The 19,554-nt window shown below is 50.0% G+C and carries 15 protein-coding genes; 4 read left to right on the forward strand and 11 right to left on the reverse strand.

Annotated features, from left to right (window positions below; genetic code table 11):
• Positions 1 to 174: 174 nt before the first annotated feature.
• From FN808_RS11680 to FN808_RS11730, 11 genes are all read right to left on the reverse strand, one after another.
• The gene (locus FN808_RS11680) at positions 175 to 1,134 is read right to left on the reverse strand and encodes an SMP-30/gluconolactonase/LRE family protein (protein WP_221930027.1); all 960 of its coding nucleotides are present in this window, start codon (positions 1,132 to 1,134) and stop codon (positions 175 to 177) included.
• Between the two features lie 27 nt (positions 1,135 to 1,161).
• Positions 1,162 to 2,394 carry an aminotransferase class V-fold PLP-dependent enzyme gene (locus FN808_RS11685; protein ID WP_142714786.1) on the reverse strand — a complete coding sequence of 411 codons (1,233 nt, stop codon included), beginning with the start codon at positions 2,392 to 2,394 and terminating at the stop codon, positions 1,162 to 1,164.
• Positions 2,395 to 2,423: 29 nt separating this feature from the next.
• Positions 2,424 to 4,157: a PQQ-dependent sugar dehydrogenase gene (locus FN808_RS11690; RefSeq protein ID WP_142714787.1), complete on the reverse strand. Its 1,734-nt coding sequence runs from the start codon at positions 4,155 to 4,157 to the stop codon at positions 2,424 to 2,426.
• Positions 4,158 to 4,288: 131 nt separating this feature from the next.
• Positions 4,289 to 4,882, reverse strand: coding sequence for a RidA family protein (locus FN808_RS11695; protein WP_246068346.1), 594 nt, complete (start codon positions 4,880 to 4,882; stop codon positions 4,289 to 4,291).
• Positions 4,883 to 5,075: 193 nt separating this feature from the next.
• The gene (locus FN808_RS11700; RefSeq protein WP_142714789.1) at positions 5,076 to 6,674 is read right to left on the reverse strand and encodes a SusD/RagB family nutrient-binding outer membrane lipoprotein; all 1,599 of its coding nucleotides are present in this window, start codon (positions 6,672 to 6,674) and stop codon (positions 5,076 to 5,078) included.
• A 36-nt stretch (positions 6,675 to 6,710) separates the two neighbouring features.
• Positions 6,711 to 10,124 carry a SusC/RagA family TonB-linked outer membrane protein gene (locus tag FN808_RS11705; RefSeq protein WP_221930028.1) on the reverse strand — a complete coding sequence of 1,138 codons (3,414 nt, stop codon included), beginning with the start codon at positions 10,122 to 10,124 and terminating at the stop codon, positions 6,711 to 6,713.
• A gap of 22 nt (positions 10,125 to 10,146) precedes the next feature.
• Positions 10,147 to 11,208 carry a FecR family protein gene (locus FN808_RS11710; RefSeq protein ID WP_142714790.1) on the reverse strand — a complete coding sequence of 354 codons (1,062 nt, stop codon included), beginning with the start codon at positions 11,206 to 11,208 and terminating at the stop codon, positions 10,147 to 10,149.
• Positions 11,209 to 11,435: 227 nt separating this feature from the next.
• Positions 11,436 to 12,047 carry an RNA polymerase sigma factor gene (locus FN808_RS11715; protein WP_142714791.1) on the reverse strand — a complete coding sequence of 204 codons (612 nt, stop codon included), beginning with the start codon at positions 12,045 to 12,047 and terminating at the stop codon, positions 11,436 to 11,438.
• 339 nt (positions 12,048 to 12,386) lie between these two features.
• Entirely contained in the window at positions 12,387 to 12,716 is a 330-nt protein-coding gene (gene trxA, locus FN808_RS11720; RefSeq protein ID WP_142714792.1) for a thioredoxin, read from the reverse strand.
• A 111-nt stretch (positions 12,717 to 12,827) separates the two neighbouring features.
• Entirely contained in the window at positions 12,828 to 16,310 is a 3,483-nt protein-coding gene (gene dnaE / locus FN808_RS11725) for a DNA polymerase III subunit alpha (RefSeq protein ID WP_142714793.1), read from the reverse strand.
• A 211-nt stretch (positions 16,311 to 16,521) separates the two neighbouring features.
• On the reverse strand, positions 16,522 to 16,977 hold the full coding sequence (locus tag FN808_RS11730) for a hypothetical protein (protein WP_142714794.1): 456 nt from the start codon (positions 16,975 to 16,977) through the stop codon (positions 16,522 to 16,524).
• A 145-nt stretch (positions 16,978 to 17,122) separates the two neighbouring features.
• Between FN808_RS11730 and FN808_RS11735 the strand changes: the two genes are divergently transcribed.
• From FN808_RS11735 to FN808_RS11750, 4 genes are all read left to right on the forward strand, one after another.
• Positions 17,123 to 17,938, forward strand: a complete 816-nt coding sequence (locus FN808_RS11735) for an SDR family oxidoreductase (protein ID WP_142714795.1) — start codon at positions 17,123 to 17,125, stop codon at positions 17,936 to 17,938.
• Positions 17,939 to 17,993: 55 nt separating this feature from the next.
• Entirely contained in the window at positions 17,994 to 18,650 is a 657-nt protein-coding gene (locus FN808_RS11740) for a CDGSH iron-sulfur domain-containing protein (protein WP_142714796.1), read from the forward strand.
• A gap of 126 nt (positions 18,651 to 18,776) precedes the next feature.
• Entirely contained in the window at positions 18,777 to 19,136 is a 360-nt protein-coding gene (locus FN808_RS11745) for a DUF3052 domain-containing protein (RefSeq protein WP_142714797.1), read from the forward strand.
• A 3-nt stretch (positions 19,137 to 19,139) separates the two neighbouring features.
• Positions 19,140 to 19,514, forward strand: a complete 375-nt coding sequence (locus FN808_RS11750) for a DUF423 domain-containing protein (RefSeq protein WP_142714798.1) — start codon at positions 19,140 to 19,142, stop codon at positions 19,512 to 19,514.
• Positions 19,515 to 19,554: the final 40 nt, after the last annotated feature.

Genomic DNA, 19,554 nt, shown 5'->3' on the forward strand with positions numbered 1-19,554 from the left:
CACCCCGAACATTCCGGCTATGCTGGCGGCCGCGCCGGCAAACAAGGATTTGATGATTGAACGTCGTGATCGTTTATCGTCTGTAAATTCCATAATACTGTTCCGTTATTGTGTAATATTGAAATTAAACCTATTTTCTTTGGTGGCTGTAATAACAACCCTTTTAGACCCGGGTTACCGTTCAGTTTTGAGTTTCCAGCTCCTGCCCGGTTTATCCACCCTGAATGATTGGATATTACCGGTATCTGCTACGGTTACATATACCGTACGACCGTCGGGACCGCCAAACGCCAGATTTGTTGTACTCTTACCCTCAACCATGGGGATCTCGCGCATCAGTTCTCCCCGTGGCGATATTTTAGCCACCACCCCTTTGCCGTGCCGCGTCAGGTATAAGTTCCCATCCACATCACAGCGCATGCCATCCATACCGTAATCATCAAAGGATATAAACCGGCGTTTATTACTGATCTCCCCCTGCTCAGACAGATCATAGGCCCAGACAACCCGCTGCACCGATTCATTCACATACAAGGTATTCTCATCGGGACTGACCTCTACGCCGTTGGTCGTACCCATGTCCTTTTCAAGCAGCGTTATAGTACCACCAGTGTCAATGCGCCACAGCTGCCCTGTAGACTCACTCCAGTTGGGGTCGCTTGCATACAGCACATCATTCGCCCCGATGGCAATATCATTGGGCTGGTTCATCGCTGGTTCATGGGCATAGGTACTGATCTTCCGGGTCTTCATGTTAACCTTCAGTATATTGTGATTGACATAGTCTGCAACCAGCATCTCCCCATCACGATTGAACCTTATACCATTGCCAATGCTATCACCCGGGAGTTCTACAAACAGGCTGGCCTCCCCGTCGGGCGTCACCCGGCCGATGGTATGCTGGCGGGCAAAGTTCACCGCATACAGATTCCCTTTTTCATCAACCGCGGGGCCTTCGGCCCCATCGGTGAAACTTCCGGGTTCGGTTACATGCCTGCTTGTGTACAGTTCATCATTCTCTTGGGCCGTGTTTTGAGAGGCGGCGCAGCCCAGGGCCCCCAAGGGAGAGCTTAGCAGCAGACCTCCCCCGACAACCTGTAAAAAATGACGCCTGTTCATTTTATGCTTGTACATAAGTCGGATCCTTTCTGAGTATATTCATTAAACAGCCTGGCTGAGCACTTCGCGGACCCGCCGGCCAACGATACCCACCTGGTCAGGCTTCATCATAACTACAGTGATATAGAGCCCTTCATCGTTGGAGGACACTTCAATGCGGGGCTCGCCTTCCTGAAGCTTCTTAACGACATCCTCAGGTTTTATTTGCACACGGCTTTGATCCCAGCTCAACTGCAGATCGGGGAAATGGTTTGCCGGCCCCGAGTTCACTTTGCGTTCACTGGTCACCGTGGGCACCTTCTCAGCTTCCGCGGCAATGGTTTTGGTACGGCCTACCCATTCTTCCCACTGTTGTTCGTGGTCACGCTCCAGGTAAGACTCCAGGGCAACCATCATCCCAAAAATCTCCTCCTTGTTCACTTTCATCCCCCTTCCGATGGAATCAGAATGAGGGTTATGATTCAGCTTTGCTGCTTCAATAAGGTCTTTTCGTCCATACAACAGGCCCGAACTTTGCGGCCCCCGTATCGCTTTACCACCCGAGAATGTCACCAGGTCAAAACCAATATCAATATACTTGAACAGATTATCCGGCGGGGGCACATCCGCGGCCGCATCAATAAAGGAAGGAATGTCATGCTTTTTACTGATAGCAACAAACTCCTCATGCCCAATGGTATGTTCAAATCCCCCGAACTGGGCAGCCGCGTTAAAAAACAGGCTCATTACTGTTCGATCATTGATAGCCTCCTCCATCTCCCGGGCACTTTCAACTTCAACCATCTTCACGCCCGTGTTACGCACAGCATGATCATAGCTGTATCGGTGCCTTTTCTGGATAATCACTTCTCGCCGGGGGCCGGAAATGTTGGGCAGTTTTTTTATCATCTCCTCATCGGTGCCGGTGATGGCCGCTGCGGTACCCAGGGTGAGCGCTCCTGCGGCCCCGGAAGTTACCATAGCCGCTTCACAATTCAACATCTCCGCAATGCGCTCCCCGACTTTATCCTGTACCTCGTAAAGGTTGGCAAATTCATGCGAGGTTGATTCAATGGCCTGTACCACCTCCGGCTGCATCAGCGAACCCGACAAGAAGGTTAGTGTTCCCCTTCCATTAATCAGTGTTTCGATCCCCAGCTCCTCGAACAGGTCCCGCTCTGCGGAGGCCGATGATGCTTCCTTCGAGGATGCTGCCATTCCCATTTTCGAAGCTGCAATTCCGCCAAAGAGGGGAAAACTTGCAAGCATTTTCAACATCTTTCTCCTGCTAATCATAATAACCTTCCTTTTAAATTAGAATTATCTTAATTCTCAGTACTGCTGCGTATCTTCTTGACTTCCTCAACGGAAACCGCACGGGCGTTATTTCCGAAACTCTTTCTAATATAAGTTAATACCTGGGCCACCTCATCATCACTCAGAAAGCTGTGCTGAGGCATGACATTATTATACATTTGTCCATTTACTTCTATGGATCCCTCCAAGCCGTTAAGTATGACGCCGATCAATCGTTCTTTATCCCCGGTAACCCAGTCTGTGCCGGCCAGCGGTGGATACCGATCGGTTCCCTCTCCATTCTGCTGGTGGCAGGAGGCACAGTAGGTCCTGTAGACCTGCTCCCCGCCGGCAATTTTTTCTTTCTGCAGGTTATCTTTTTCTTGATCCGGCTGGCGAATGTTGCTGGCCGTCTCCTTCTCCTCTTTCATCCGGGCCAGTGCTTCTTCGCCGAACGACGCCTTGTCGCCGGTATACCTGATGCGCCAGATGCGCCCATTCCTGTCTTCCGAGACGTACAGTGATCCATCCGGCCCCACAGCCAGTCCGGATGGCCGGTGTTTGGCATCGCTGGTATTGACAATGGGATCCACCTCCGCAAACCCATTGGCAAAGACCTCCCACTCACCGGCAACCTCGCCGTTCTCAAAGGGGACAAATGCGATGAAATAACCGGCCTGCGGGTAGGGATTCCGAATGGTGGAGCCGTGCCAGGCGATAAAAGCGCCGTCCTGGTAATGATCCGGAAACTGATCACCCTGGTAAAACAGCAGGTCATTGGGGGCAAAATGGCCCGGAAAGCCCACAACCGGATCATCAAAATCGCTGCAGCGGCCTATTTTCTGCCCGTCTCCGCCATACTGAGGGGCCAACACTTTTTTGCCCTGCATATGATCATAATAACAATAGGGCCATCCAAAATTACTCCCCTCTGTAACACGCATAAATTCCTCGGATGGAAGCAGGGCATTCTCCCATGGGCTAAACTCATTGGGAAAGAGACGGTGGAGGTTGTCACTTCCGTGCATGGTAACGTATAAATTGTCATCCACCGGATTCCAGTTCATGGCCACAATGCTGCGCAACCCCGTAGCATACAACTCCCCGTCTTTCTGCAGCTGATTTTTCTTGTCGGCACTAAAGCGCCATATGCCGCCGTGATCCTTAAGCACAGGACACGGATCCAGTCCGGCCACCCCGGGGGTGCGCTTCGGTTCCTGGCAGGAATTATTGGGCGCTCCGAAGGGTACGTACATGTTCCCCCGGCTGTCGAACGACAACGGCTTGGTGTTATGCTCGTGATCGCCGTGCTCATGATCATCAAACAGTATGGTATCGATTTTGGCATCCGGCAGCAGCTGCCCGGGAACCAGTTTCTGACGATAGACCCACAAGCTGGAACTGTAGTACAGATATCCATTGTGAATTTTCATTCCCGTCTCAGCCCAGTGGCCGTCACGGTTTCCGAATCGTTTGAATACATCCATAATTCCATCACCAGTGGTATCCCGCATGGCCAGGGCCCCCGGCTGCTCATCAGACCCCTTCAGTTTAACGTAGATGTCTCCATTGCTGTTGACGGCCAGGTGGCGTGCCTTCCCAATGCTATCGGCAACAATTGTCGCCTCAAATCCCTCGGGCAATAGCAAATCAGCTTTATTCGAATTGACCGATGCATTCTCTTCGGGACTGCACTGAACCAGGAAACTCAGGAGTAAAACAAGGAAAAGATAAGTAAGGGATAAGTTATTGAAGTTATTCATGCCCTATAACAGAAACAAATTAAGTTATAATCGCTGTGACTATCTTACTTTTTTATGAAAATTCAAGCGAAAAACGTATTGCGCGAATCACATTTAGGCTGCAGAAACGCATATGGTTTTAATCCTATGCGCTAATCTTCAACTTCCACAACCATGTCAATCTCAACCGGAATATTGCCCGGCAGCGATCCCATGCCAACAGCTACACGAGCATGCTTGCCCCGCTGGCCAAAAACCTCCCCCATCAAGTCTGAAAAGCCATTGATAACCTGGGGATGCTCGGTAAAATCAGAAGCGGCATTGACCATTCCGAAGACCTTGACGATTCGTGTTACCTTGTTGAGATCCCCGACTTCGGCCTTGAGGGAGGTCAGCAGCGAGATTGCTGTAAGACGAGCAGCCTCCTGTCCTTTCTCGAGGGATATCTCATCGCCTACCCTTCCAATAACCTGGCTTCCGTCCGGCTTATCCGGTCCGTGGCCAGATAAAAATACAAGATTACCGGTACGTACACTCGGCACATAATTGGCAACGGGAGGGGTTGGTTTTTCACCCAGGGTGATACCGAGCTCCGCGATCCGTTCTTCAACATCATAGTCATAATTATTCGTTTCCTGTCCCGATGGGTCCTCCGCTTGCCGGGCACTGCAGGAAACAAGAAGAAAACCAATGCTCAACAGCGATAAAAGCCTGGTAAAATTTTCAGAGTAAAGGTATTTCATCATAATCGATAGGATTAACGATTGTGCATTAACAAAAACATCCGGTGTTCAGCAGAGCTTATCCATGGGCATAGTAATAACGGGGAGGGAGTGTAGTGATAATCTCCACTCCCCGTTACTATGCTCTTCCTTTATAGAATTGTAGAGTAAGCAGACAGCCAACCTAATAACCAATAATCAGAGCAACAGACGGCAGCTACTTGGCATCCCACCAGAGCTTGGTTGTTGCTTCATCAGCAGGCGAAGTAAGTAGCTGGATGGCATTCTGAACCGATTCTGCATTATCCGAGTACTCTCCGCTTGCAAAGGGGATTCTCTGTACATCATCCCCGACTGGAATAGCCGGATTCAGCGAATTGATACGGTCATACAGCGCGGGGTAGCCGGTCCTCCGGTATTCGGCCCATGCTTCCATGCTATTCGGGTAGAGGGCCAGCCACTTCTGGGTAATTATCTGCTCCAGCTTCCGCTCTTTGCTGCCCGCACTTTCAAAGGCCACGGGAATATCGGTCAAGGCGGGACTGTCCCAGATATCCTGAGGAGATTTGGGGGTATTGCCACTTTCGATATAGGCCTCAATTTCGGCAGAGGTAGCCGTTGTGCTTTCCATCATTGACATGCGGATACCCTCTTCGTACAGTGCCTCGGCCGTACCACCCATATTCCAGCCTTCCAGAGCACCTTCAGCCCGGAGGAAGTAGACCTCCGCGGCATTCATGATTTCAATGGGCGGGTTGGATCCGCCTTTGCTGTCGTTTTGCCAGTCGATGCCCATGTCAGAATACCGGTCGTTCAGACCCTCGTCCTCTACACCCGACTCCTTCCGTGTCTTGGGCAGCCCGTTTCTGAATCCCTCATAGGGATTGCCGTCACCGTCCTGGTCGCCGTTGACCGCAGGCTGAAAATATTTGGCCTGGCGGGGATCTTCATACCCTTCCAGCGCACTTTCCATGGCCGCACTCATCCGGAATTCTCCCCAGTCGGTGATCGTTGTGTACGGATTCCTGGAGTTCTGAGTGGTCAGGAGCTTGGCGTTATGCGAATTATCCATCATAACACCATCGCTGACCGCTTTTTCAGCTTCCGTCTTGGCCAACTCCGGCTCTACATATTTGACCCTCATGGCCAGTCGAAGCCTCAGCGAATTTGCAAACCGCAGCCACTGATCCACGCTGCCTTCGTAGATCTGGTCATTACTTCCAAAGGCATTGCCACCCGCGTTGTTTTTCAGCACAGCTACGGCTTCATCAAGGGTCACGAAGAAATCCTTGTAGACGTCTTCCTGGGAATCATAGGGTACTTTTGTTTCTCCATTTCCGAACTCGGAATAGATTATTGGTCCCCAGTAATCCGTAATGCGATGGTAAAGCTGTACGCGCATGACCTTGGCAACAGCATTTTCAAGGGTCATCCCGTTTTCCTCGCTGAAGTTCTCCACAAAGTCGAGCTGCGGGGCCGCAGCGCCGTAAAACCCATTCCAGGCTCCGTTCTGCCAACTTCGAATCATGACGTTCTGATCAGAATCGAAGTTCGGGGCTGTAGTCGCAAAATACTGGGCATAGATATCAGCATGAAGCGACTGCATAAGCTGAAAGGGGCCGGGGCTTCCGTACAGCCCATAGAACTGGGCCTGTGCAAAAGCCTGTCCCAGCTGCGCCGACTCCAGGTTACTGGCTACCAGCTGGTCATCAGGTGTATTCAGTTCGTCAAAGTGATCGGTACAGCCCGCCATCAGTAAGATGACCAACAGGCCGGTACTCGTCATTTTAAGTATATTCTTTTTAAGGCTATTCATAATAAATTCCCTTAAGACATTTGCATTAAAATTTTTCTAAAAATCAATCTTGATATTGGCACCAAACGTACGGCTTGAAGGAGGCGTAAATGATTCGAAACCTTCAGCGGCAGCATTCGTTCCTGTCATCAGATCGGGATCCAGATTTTCGGAGGCCCGGTACAGGAAGAGCAGGTTCCGACCTACCAGGGAAAGCTTCAGGTTTGAAATGGGCAGGGAAGAAATCACCGATTCGGGCAAATTATAACCGAGGGTGAGCTCCCGCAGCCGTGTATTGGTAGCCTCTACTACAAATGCTTCTCCCACCGGCGTATTTCGGCCTCCAATGGAAGTCCAGAAGGTTTGGGCATCCACTTCCTGGGTATTCTTGCTGTATTCAGGATTCTCATCCGTGCCACCAGTCCGCATGACGGCAGACTCACCGCCGAAAAGATTATCTCCAAACACCAGGCCTCCGTCGCGTCCGTTCAGAGTCTGTTTGGTCAGCCCGTCATCAAACAAAATAGCGTTGGTCAGCGAAGCGATGGAGCCACCCTGCCGATGATCAATCAAGAAGCTCAGGCTCAGGTTCTTATACGACAACGTACTTCGGATGCTACCTCTCCAGTCGGGTGAGAAGTTCGCCACCGGAACAGTACGCCCGCCGGTTACCTGGGGCACCCCGTTCTCGCCTACAATAACATCCCCGTCTTCGGTTCGCTCCCAACCCCGGGAGTAAACCTGCCCAAACGGCTTGCCCTCCTCAATGCGGAAGGCGCGGAGGAAGTCGGTAGCCAGCGTAAGGATCGGCTGATCCTCGGAAATCTTTTCCACCATGTTGTCATTGGCAGAGTAGTTCACGTTGAGATCCCAGTTGAAATCACGGCTTTGCACCGGCGTAGCCGAGAGCAAAATCTCATACCCTTTGTTGGAAACGTCTCCACCGTTGGTGAAGAAGGAGCTGGCACCGGACCCAACCGGTACGGCAACCTGGAATAACTGGTCGCGGGTATTGGTCTTGTAGTAGGTGAAATCCAGCCCCAGGCGATTCTCAAAGAATTGGAGGTTTGCTCCCAATTCGTATGATTCTGTTTCTTCAGGCTTCAGGTTCTCGTTCGGCAGCGTCGTATCCAGCTGCAGGAAACCGTTGTTACCCCCGGACGAAAGGCTGGCCGTTCGGATGGTCATAAACGGCGGTGCACTGTTACCCACCTTCGCCCATGATCCGCGCACGCGGGCCCCGCTCAGCACGTCGGGCAGACCGGAAATCAATTCCGTCAGGCTTGCAGACAATCCGACAGATGGATAGAAATACGAACGATTATCCTCCGGCAGGGTGGAGCTGACATCATTACGCCCGGAAAAGTCCAGGTAGATGGCATCTTTCCATGCCAGCTGCCCAAAGGCGTAGGCCGAATAGATATCCATCGGTGAACCGATATTCTCTCCTGCCGCTACATTCTGCGTATTGGAGATGGCGAAGAAATTGGGAATCGTAAGTGCATTATTCGTATTGGCACTCATGGAAGAGTTGCGTTCCTTCTTGATATTACCGCCAACGTTGGCTTCCAGGTACCAATCTTCCGTGAGATCCTGGTTGTAGGAAAGCAGGAAGTCACTGTTCCATTCATAACCATTGCTCTTGGCTATGCTATAATAGCCGTTCTGGGCAATTACATAGGTATCATTGTAGCGCCTGAATTCGGACTCACCACTGCCGCCGTCATAGGCCGACCGGACCATCAGGCTTAAATAGTCTGTGAAATCGTAGGTCAGTGAAGCCAGCGCATTGATGCGATCGCTTACGTTTTCGTTCAGATTTCGGTTCATCGTCCAGTAGGGATTGGCACCGCCGTTCGACAGCGGGTTCCAGTAATTCTGGCGGAGCATTCCTTCTGAATTGGTGTAGTCAAACATCTCGGCATCCGCCGTACGGATGTTACGCGGCAAGCGGTAAATATGCCGGATGGGGTTTGCAAAGCTTTCACCGGTCGGCAGCTGGTTGTCAATGCTCTGGCGCATGTACGACAGCTTGCTGTCCAGCGAAAGATTATCCGACAGCTGACTGGTCACCCGCGCACTGATGTTGTGGCGGTCCAGTTCGTTCTTGGGCACTACACCCTCCGCATTAGTGAACGTATAGGAAAACAGAGCCTGCACGTTCTCACTACCCATGCTGGCGGTCAGGTTATTCGAAGAGTTGTACCCTGTCTGAAAAGCCTCTTCTACATTGTTCGGCTGTGGATTAAATGCATACTGCTCGCCCTGCATGTCGGGGGCCGGCGACCAATGGTCCACCATCTGCCCGTCCATTTGGGGTCCCCAGCTCGACTCAGAACTGGGCGAGTAGACCCCGGATGTTCCCTGCCCGTAAACATTTTGATACTTGGTCAACAGTATAGGGTCGCGAAGCATGAAGTTACTGCTGAAGCTGAAATCTATTTCACCTTCCCGACCTTTCCGGGTGGTAACGACGATAGCACCGTTCTGCGCCTCACTACCATACAGTGCAGCCGCATTCGGTCCTTTCAGCACGTTAATGCTTTCGATGTTGTCCGGGTTCATATCACTGATATCACCGCGTATCGGCACCCCGTCAACCACATACAACGGCTGACTGCTCCCTGATATGGAACGGTTACCCCGCAGCACCACCCGCGAAGCTCCACCAACACCGGTACCAGCCTGGTTAACCTGCATACCGGCCACTTTACCAGACAGTGAATTCACTACATTCAGTTCCCTGGCTTCGGTCAATCCCTCATTATCAACACTTTCGGTACTGTACGTCAGTGAACTACTCTCTCGCTCAAGACCAAAGGCGGTAACCACCACTTCATCACCCGCAATAGCCTGGGGCGACAAGTTAACATCTATGCTTGTACGTCCGCTTATCGGTACTTCCTGGGTCTGGTAGCCGATAAATGAAAAAATAAGCGTATCCTGCAGAGACGGCGCATTCAGCTCGTAACTTCCCTGGCTGTCTGTGGAGGTACCTATTGTACTTCCCTTGACCATTACGTTTACGCCCGGAAGGGGGGCTCCTGTCTGGGCATCGGTGACCGAGCCCGTGACGACCTCCAGATTCATCGGATTTTTCATCTCCGTATCCCTGGGCAAAATTCCAAGTGTCCGGTGCGTCAGCTTCTTATAGGTGAAGTTGAATTCAGCAAGAAGCCGATCCAGAAGGTCAAACAGATCGCGGTTCAAGTATAACACCTTATGTTCTGACACATATTGATCAGCAAGCAACTTACTGTCAAACAAAAAATTGACATTATACTCATTCTCAATCAGCGATAACACTTCCTGGAGATGAGTCCCCGGTGCTATTTCCTGCAGATTCTGGTTATTCCAATCTGTAGCACTGACATACACATTTCTATCGTACTGATTATTCTGGGCCGCCGTCCACTGCGTAGATACGACCAGCAAAATGATCAGACTTCCTATCCATTTGTACCTTTTCATAATCATGTGATCTTTGTTCTTATTATTGTTTGATAATGAGGGTCTCTCCTGTTTGATGAATTTGAAAACCAAAAATTCCGGCTACTGCATCGGTAAGGCCATTCAAGCTTCTGAAATCGACCGACCCGGAAAGCGTTCTGTTCAGCATTTCCAGATCCTGAACTTCAACCGTCACTCCGTAGGTTCGTTCGATACGATTGATTAAAACTGACAAGGGCGTATTATCAAAAAACAACTCATTGGTGGACCATGAGGTATACACAGCCGGGTTTACCTTTTTGAGCTCAATGTGGCTGCTCTCTCCGTGAAATCTCACCAGTTCACCCGGCTCGAGCGTTGTTGTCTCTTCATTTCCGGTATTATTTTCCGGCAAAATACGCACTTCTCCCTCCGCCAGCACTACCCGAGTTCCGGTTCCATAGGTGTCCATGGTAAATCGGGTACCCCAGACCGCAGCGGTACCATCGTCTGTTTCAACCACAAACTTGGGCGATCCCTTCTTTTCCTTCGGGGCAATATCAAAATAGGCCTCCCCCTTCAAGACCACCCGTTTAACCGGCTGGTCCAGCCAGTTCTCCTTATAGGAAAGTTCTGAATTAGCAGCCAAAATGATTGTAGATCCATCTGAAAGGTTAATTGTCTTCTTTTCGGCATAGTTGGTCTGTACCCTCTGCACGGCCACAGGCTCTTCCACGGCAGCCGGATCCTGATACATATAGGCCGCGTATCCCACAAACAAACCAACCAGGAGGACAGCAGCGACTTTTAAAAAGAGACTGAAATAATCCCGACTTCTGCCTTTTCTCACCTGTTTAACCCGTGTACTGCCTATGGACTGTTTTTCAGGAACGACATCAGCTCTTACTCTTGCCCATTCACGCTGTACATCAGGCAGGGCGGGACGTTTAAAGGCATAGCCCGAAATTTTCTGTTGTGCCCGAATAGCTAATTCTCGATTTTTCTTACTCTTTTTAACCCAGAGGTTCCAACGCTCAGCCTGTCGTTCGTTCAAATCCCCCTCCACCCATAATGCAAAGGAAGGATTGTTTATCAATTCGTCTATTGTGTATTCCTTATCTTTCACGCTGCGGTCTCGGTTAAACTATCTCACGTTCACTACCATAGAGCAATTCAAACCATTTTGTACTCACTCTTTTTTTATTTTCGATCTACTCTCCAGAATGGCCTTCATGCCTCTTAAAACCACAAATCCAACGTATCCCGCTCCTCTTGATGCTGAGTCAAGGAGTGCACTTCCGTCTTCCTGTGCGTGAATTCAGCCCGAACCAGCTAAAAGCTATTGACATGCATTCACAGGGCCACGAGCAGAAGAAAAGGAAGCAGGGAAATGGCGATATCGGATAAATGATCATCCATGATAGTTCTCAGCCTCTTGACCGCCCGGTGAATATGGTTGCGAATGGACTGGTAGTTGATAGCGAGGATCTCTTCGATCTCATCGTAGCTCATCCCGTTGAAATACTTCAGATAAAGCACCTCTTTCTGGCGATCAGGGAGCGCATTGAGAGCTTCATGCAGGGCCTGCCGTTTGTCAAGCTTCATTTCATCCCTTATGATTATCTCTTCTGGAGAAAACTGAATCTGGACCGTCGTATGCACCTCTCCGTCCCAGTTTACAAAATACCTTCGCTTCTCCTGGATTCGTTTTAACAGGCTCCGTCGCAATGAAGCCAGCAGATAAGCTTTGACCGACTCTACCTCCCCCAAATTCTCGCGCCGATCCCACAATATTACAAATAGTTCATGAATACAATCTCTTGTCAATTCCGGACGACTTGAGAGCTTAAGACCATATCCATACAGGTCTTCGTAGCACAGTTTGAAAAGCTGCTCCCATGCTTCCAGATCGCTGTCTAAAAACGACTTCCAAAGCTGATGTTTGTTCAAAGTATCATCCATCATTATAGTCCCCTATCCTTAACGACATCGAAACAAGAAATTAGTCTGTATCTAATCTCTCATATAAATAAATTTATGAATCATTCCTACAACTCTATGCCTGTGTGTATCAAAATGTAAGGTGATACCTGGTCACCCGTTCCCGTTTCCCCCCTTATCTCTTCTTTAGATAATTAACTGATAATAATAGACTATTGCCAATTAATAAAATTAAGTTCTGAAATTTATCTGCCAAATGGTGCCCTGTCCCCATTACAGGGCTTTCCTGCTCCCACATTCGGTTACAAAAAAAAAGGGGCCGGCTGAACCGCGCCCCCTGTACTAAATTATACGAACTCTCCCTTATAGCTGTGCTTCCAACTGCTTTTTAAGCTGAGCCTTTGGAACGGCTCCGACAATCTGGTCAACAACTTCGCCATCTTTAAAGATCAGCAGTGAAGGTATGCTTCGAATACCGTATTTGGTCGATGTCTCGGGATTCGAATCCACATCCACCTTGCCGACCTTGGCCTTGCCTTCAAATTCGCCGGCCAGTTCTTCCACTACAGGACCAACCATACGGCAGGGGCCGCACCATTCCGCCCAAAAGTCTACCAGTACCGGCTGACCGGCATCTGCATTCAAAACATCTTCCTCGAAAGAATCGTCTGTAAATTTTAGTGCTTTACTCATAACATCTTAGTCATTGGTTAAAGTTATATTCTTTCAATCATTTCGTTAAAATATCGTATAATTTTTTTCTACAATCATATCATTTATTGTTATACAGGATATTGCAAAAATTTATCGGCCGTTATTGGCATTCCGTCTCAAATTGACCGATTCGTTGCCCACCAGTGACTTAAGTCCACCCAGCAATTCATCATTGGGATCAACAACAAACTTCCGCACGTGCATGGCAAACGGCCGTTTTGCCTCCTTGCTCAACACATTGAACCGGACATTCGTTTCTCCCTGGTGCTGCTCAAAAAGATCGGCCATGCGATGCAGCTGCTCCTCATCCACCTGCGAGGTATCAATATCAATTTTGAGTTCTATCTGGTTTTGATACTTTTCCCGCATGCTCTCGATTCGCTCAAAGCTGTTGGCAATAATCTGCGGTTTTCCCCGACGCGTGTCGATGCTCCCATCCACCACAACCAGCGTATCCACCTGGATCATCCCCAGGCTGCGGTCATAGACCTCATTAAAGGCGATTACCTCCACCGTGCCGTGCAGGTCTTCCATTTGGAGAAAAGCAAAAGGACGCCCCTTTTTGTCCGTGACCCGTTTAACCTGTGTAATGATACCCGCACACCGCACATCGGTACGGTTGGGAAGGGACTCCATTTCCTTTGCATCCAGCGTATGAGAGCAGAACATCTCCACATCCTCCTTGTATTTGCTCAGCGGATGCCCACTCAAATAAAAACCGATCAGCTCGCGCTCCTTGTTGAGTCGTTCAATATTAGACCAGGGGTGCACCTCATCAAGCACCGGTTCATCGATGGCCGAAGCACTGCCGGTACCGTCGCCAAACAGGTCCGACTGGTTGGAGTTCTCCATCTCCTGCACCCGTGAACCATAACTGATGATCACTTCCATATTTTCGAGAAGCTGCCGACGGTTCCTGTTCAGCTCATCAAACGCACCGGCCTGGATCAGGCTTTCCAGTGTTCGCTTGTTGCAGATCCGAGAGTCAATGCGGCGGGCAAAATCATACACCGATTCAAACATACCATTCTCTCGGCGCTCTTTTACAACCTCTTCGACGGCATTGGAGCCGACCCCCTTAATTGCCTCCATGCCGTACTGGATACGTCCGTCCACAGCCACGAACTTACCGGCCCCGGTATTGATATTGGGAGGATCCACCGTGATGCCGTTATGGTAGCACTCCTCGATGAACTTCGAAACCTTGTCGATATCTCCCATGTTGTGCGTGAGCACCGCCGCCATATACTCGGGGGTATAATTGGCTTTAAAGAAGGCCGTCTGGTAGGCCACAACCGAGTAGGCCGCCGAGTGCGATTTGTTGAATCCGTAGTTGGCGAACTCAGCCATGATATCGAATAGCTCTTCGGCCTTGGATTCCGATACGCCGTTTTCGATAGCCCGCTCAGTAAAGACCTTGCGCTGCTTCGCCATCACTTTCTGCTTTTTCTTGCCCATCGCTCTCCGTAGCAGATCGGCTTCGCCAAGCGAATAATTGGCAATAATCTGCGCCGCTTTCATGATCTGCTCCTGGTAGATCATAATACCGTATGTCGGTTTCAGCAGCTCCTCCAGGTCCGGATGCGGGTACTCCACCTCGCTTTGGCCATGCTTCCGGTCGATATATTCGGGGATAAACTGCATCGGCCCCGGACGGTAGAGCGCGTTCATGGCAATGAGATCGTCAAGGGAAGTGGGCTTCAGCTGCTTGAGATACTTACGCATGCCGTCAGACTCAAACTGAAAGGTCCCGATGGTATTTCCTTTCTGATAGAGCTCGAAAGTTTTGTCATCGTTTTCAGGAATGTCGTCGAGCTCGTAGTGGACGCCGTGATTTTCTTCCACATACTTGATGGCGGTCTTCAGGATGGAAAGGGTTTTCAGACCAAGGAAATCCATCTTCAGCAACCCGCACTCCTCCGCGTGCGGCCCATCGTACTGGGTAATAAGTTCTTTGTCTTTCGACAAGGCAACCGGCACATATTCACTGATTTCTCCGGGTGCAATAATGACGCCGGCCGCATGAATACCGGTCTGCCGGGCCGATCCCTCCAGGGTGCGTGCAAAACGCATCATTTTCTGCACCTGCGGATCGGGATGCTCAAACAATTCCCTGATATCCTTGGCCGACTCAGGATTCTTGGACGGATCCAGCACCTTGTCAAAAGTGTTAACCCCCGGCTGGTCGGGAAACATCTTGGTAATGCGATTCACCTCTTCCAGGGGAACTCCCAGCACCCGTCCCACATCACGTATAGAGGTCTTGGCCTTCATCGTGCCATAGGTCACGATCTGCGCCACATTGTTCCGGCCGTACTCTTCGACCACGTAGTCAATGACTTCCTGCCGGCCGCTGTCATCGAAGTCAATATCAATATCGGGCGGACTTACCCGCTCGGGGTTTAGAAATCGCTCAAAAAGGAGGTCGTGCCGCAGGGGGTCGATATTGATGATCCCCAGGCAGTAAGCCACAATAGAGCCGGCTGCGGAACCCCGGCCGGGCCCCACAAATACATCCCGGCGGCGGGCCTCCGTGGTGAAATCCTGTACAATCAGGAAATAGCCCACAAAATCCATCTCCTTGATAATCATCAGCTCCTGCTCAATGCGTTCACTGACATCATGCGTAATTTCCCCATACCGTTCCTTAGCCCCTTCATAAGTAAGTTTGCGCAGATAATCGAGCATGGAATCGTACTCATCGGGAATGCTGTAATGGGGAAGCAGCAGCTCGGAACTCAGATCGATATCATCGACCTTCTCAACAATCTCGTTTGTATTGTCAATTGCCGCCGGCTGATCACTGAACAGCTCCTGCATCTCCTCCGGCGTTTTCAAATAAAACTCCGTGTTCAGGTTATTGTGATCGTCAGTAAACCGGAACCGGTTGGGATCATCAATATCGGCATTCGTCTGCAGGGCCAGCAGGATATCATGAGCTTCCGAATCCTCTTCTTCCACGTAGTGGGAGTCGTTTGTGGCAATCATTTTCACATTGTACTCCCTGGCCCACTTGACCAGCGCCTCATTGCATCGGTTCTGATCCTGCAGGCCGTGACGTTGCAGTTCAATGTAATAATCATCACCGAAAACATTCAGATACCACTCAAAAAGCGCCCGCGCTTCGCTCTCTCCTTCATTGATAATAGTCTGGTTGATCTCACTGGCGATGCAGCAGGTTGTGGCAATGAGCCCCTCGGCATGTTCGGCCAGCGTCGGCTTGTCGATACGGGGCTTGTAGTAGAGCCCGTCTGTATAACCGAGCGAACACAGCTTGGTGAGATTACGGTATCCCGTCATATTTTTGGCCAACAGCACCTGGTGATACCGCGTTCGGTCCTTCTTGTCATCCATTCCCGAAGGGGTAATGTAAAATTCGCAGCCGATGATGGGCTTTACACCCTGCTTGTGTGCTTCATTCACAAATTCCGGCACGCCAAACATATTCCCGTGATCCGTAATCGCGATGGCCGGCATCCCCTCATTTTTCGACTTCGTAATGAGCTGACTGATGCTGGCTGCACCGTCTAACATGCTGAATTGTGTGTGGCAGTGAAGGTGTGAAAAATCCATTCGGGGTCACTTGACGTTAGCGCTGATGTTCGCATTATTATACGATTCCTCAGCCACAAAATTAAGGGGATATTTGATCAAAAGAAGTTCCCGTTTGCCGCCCCTCCTCTCACAGCAGGCAGCGGCCAAGCGTGTAAATAAAAAAGGCCCGATCCAATGACCGGGCCTCAAATCTCTAACCTCCTTGTTAACAAGCGACTCTATGTGGCATCTACGATTCTGAATCTTCAATGCCCAGGTCTTTTTTGAGCTCAGCTATGTTTTCCTCAAGGCTGTTCAGCTGTTCCTGGAAATCACGCTTAAACGCTTCAAAATTTTCAATCGTACCTGATTCCACTTCCTCGTATGTTTCTTCGAGCTCACTTTGCTGATCCTTCAGATCATTCCAGCGCTTCTCGACTTCTGGCTCCAGCTCTTCCGACTGCTCTTCGATGGCTGCTTCAATTTCATCTATCTCTTCATTCAGGGCCTCTCGCTGCTCATCGACATTCTCCATGAACTCATTCTGCAATGATTCCATTTCCTCTTCCATGGAATTCATCGCCTCATTGGTGGATTCCTCCGCCTGTTCCTGCATCTGGTTCATCTCATTTTCTGACTTCTCGCTGCAGGATGTAAAGAGCAATCCAACCGAAAGAACGAATGTTATAAGCGTAATGCGTTTCATAATGTTGAATAGTTGATGGCTGTTTTTATTTATATCCTTACCTACTCATACTCTATCGTCATACGGATGTTCCCTCTCAAAAAATTTATAATTTCATAACGTTTTTTGTAACATACCGCTTCATTTACTCATAGATTTTGATACCATGATTATCAGCATCCTGGGTTGCGGCTGGCTGGGCCTGCCTCTTGCAGAACAATTGCGAGACGAAGGGCACCATATCAAAGGCTCAACCACCTCCCCTGAAAAATTAACGCTTCTCAAAGGTAAAAATATTGAGCCCTACCTCATCCGTTTGGATCCCCGGCTCAACGCTGATGCGGATCCCGATTTCTGGGATGCCGACCTGCTTATTTTAAATATACCTCCGGGACGAAACAGGGAGCATGTGGAACAGTTCCACAAGCAACAAATACAGGCGATTATTGAAAACATTCGCGACTCCTCCATCGACGAAGTTATTTTTGTCAGTTCTACCTCCGTCTACCCGGAACAGCCGGGCATAGTTGCAGAGGAAGATGCCAAAGCGGGGGAAGCTGTTCGACCGAGCGGCAACGCCCTGCTGAAAGCAGAAGCCCTGCTTATGAACGAATCCTCCTTCGACACGCATATTGTCCGGTTTGGCGGGCTTTATGGTTACGACCGTCACCCGGTCACCCACCTTTCAGGCCGCAAGAACCTGAGCAATGGCAATGCGCCGGTTAACCTTATCCATCGCGATGACTGCATCGGCATCCTCAAGGCCATCATACACAGTAACATCAGCAATCATATCTTCAATGGCGTCTCGGATGGACATCCGCCCAAAAAAATGTATTATCCGGCCGTGGCCAGGGCCAAGGGCCTGGCACCCCCGGTTTATAATGATGATGAGAACGAGGGCTACAAGATCGTGTCCAACATGAAGCTGAAACACATGCTCAATTATACCTTCAAATATCCGAACCCCATGGATTTTTAGAGGTCCTGTCTAATCTAATACTGATATCAACTCTGAACCCCGATCCAACAATTCCATGAAAATAAACATCCACAGCTACGAAGCAGAAAATATCACCATAGAATATGATCAGGAGCGATGCATCCATGCGGCTGAATGCGTTAAAAACCTGCCATCCGTCTTCAACCCCGACAAGCGACCATGGATCCAGCCGCAACAAGCAACGCCCGGTCAGCTGAAAAAAGCCGTTCAGTGCTGTCCGACTGGTGCGCTGAAATATCGTGACACCGATCCGCAGGAAGAGCCCGAGCCCCGAAATGCCATTATTATTGCCCCGGACGGCCCGGTATATCTGCGCGGCAACATCGAGGTCAGAAATGCAGACGGAGAAACAATTTTAAAAGACACCCGGCTGGCCCTGTGCCGATGCGGTGAGTCTCAGAATAAACCGCTCTGCGACAATTCACACCAGAATATCGCTTTTGAAGCGCCGGCAGGGTTTGACCCGGACAAGCTGGCATTTTCAGAAGACGTGAGTACTGGCAGCAGCCATCCCCTTGTTATCAAAATGATGAAAAATGGTCCAGTGCTGGTGGAGGGATCCTACCAGGTATATTCCATAGCAGCACAGCCGGCTGCCAGTACAAAAAACATCGCGCTCTGCCGCTGCGGACAGTCATCTGCCAAGCCCTTCTGTGACGGCACGCACAAAGAGATCGGCTTCAAGGGATAACGTTGCAAAAACCGGCGAAGGCATTACCGAAGCTTCACAATAACTTCATCTATAATACCTATATACCGGCCAACATTAAACCAACGATGCAGAAGTGCGGTGCCTCGCAAAACCCTCGCTCAGAAAATGCACATAAAACCCGGCCAGCGAATGGGCCTTTTCAATGCTCCCGATAATGTATTGGATCTGACAGGCGAACTCCCCGAGGACGTTGCGGTAATAGAAGAACTCCAAGGCCGGCAGGTGGATATAATTCTGGGTTTCATAGAGAACCGCAATATGTTAGAAACCCATCTGCCTGTCCTCAGAAGAGCCCTCGACGATGAGGGAGCCCTCTGGGTGGCCTACTACAAGGGCAGTGCTTCGATAGATACCGACATCAACCGCGACTCCATCCATGACTATGCCAAAAGCATTGATCTGAAAGGGGTTGCCATGGTATCGATCGATGAAAACTGGTCAGGCTTTCGATTTAAAAAAGTATAACCCATGCAGAAATTATTTTTGATCATTGGATCTGCTGCCATGGCACTAGCGGTCATGCTGGGGGCCTTTGGTGCGCACGGACTTAAAAAAATGCTCTCAGATGAGATGCTCACCATTTTTGAAACCGGGGTCAGCTACCACTTTTACCATGCCATCGGCCTGCTGGTTGTCGGCCTCACCGCACGATATCTTTCCGATTCGATCCTCCTGTCGTGGTCTGGATGGTTGATGCTTGCCGGCCTCCTGATATTTTCGGGAAGCCTGTATGTGCTTTCCATAACCGGCATCCGATGGTTGGGAGCCATTACCCCCGTGGGTGGGTTGTGCTTTATCGCCTCCTGGATCCTGTTAGCCCTGGCCATCTGGAAAAACTTGTGACCTTTATTTAAGAGGGACATACCGCAAAATTCATACTTGC

This window comes from Fodinibius sediminis, assembly GCF_900182555.1.
Classification (GTDB): Bacteria; Bacteroidota; Rhodothermia; order Balneolales; family Balneolaceae; genus Fodinibius; species Fodinibius sediminis.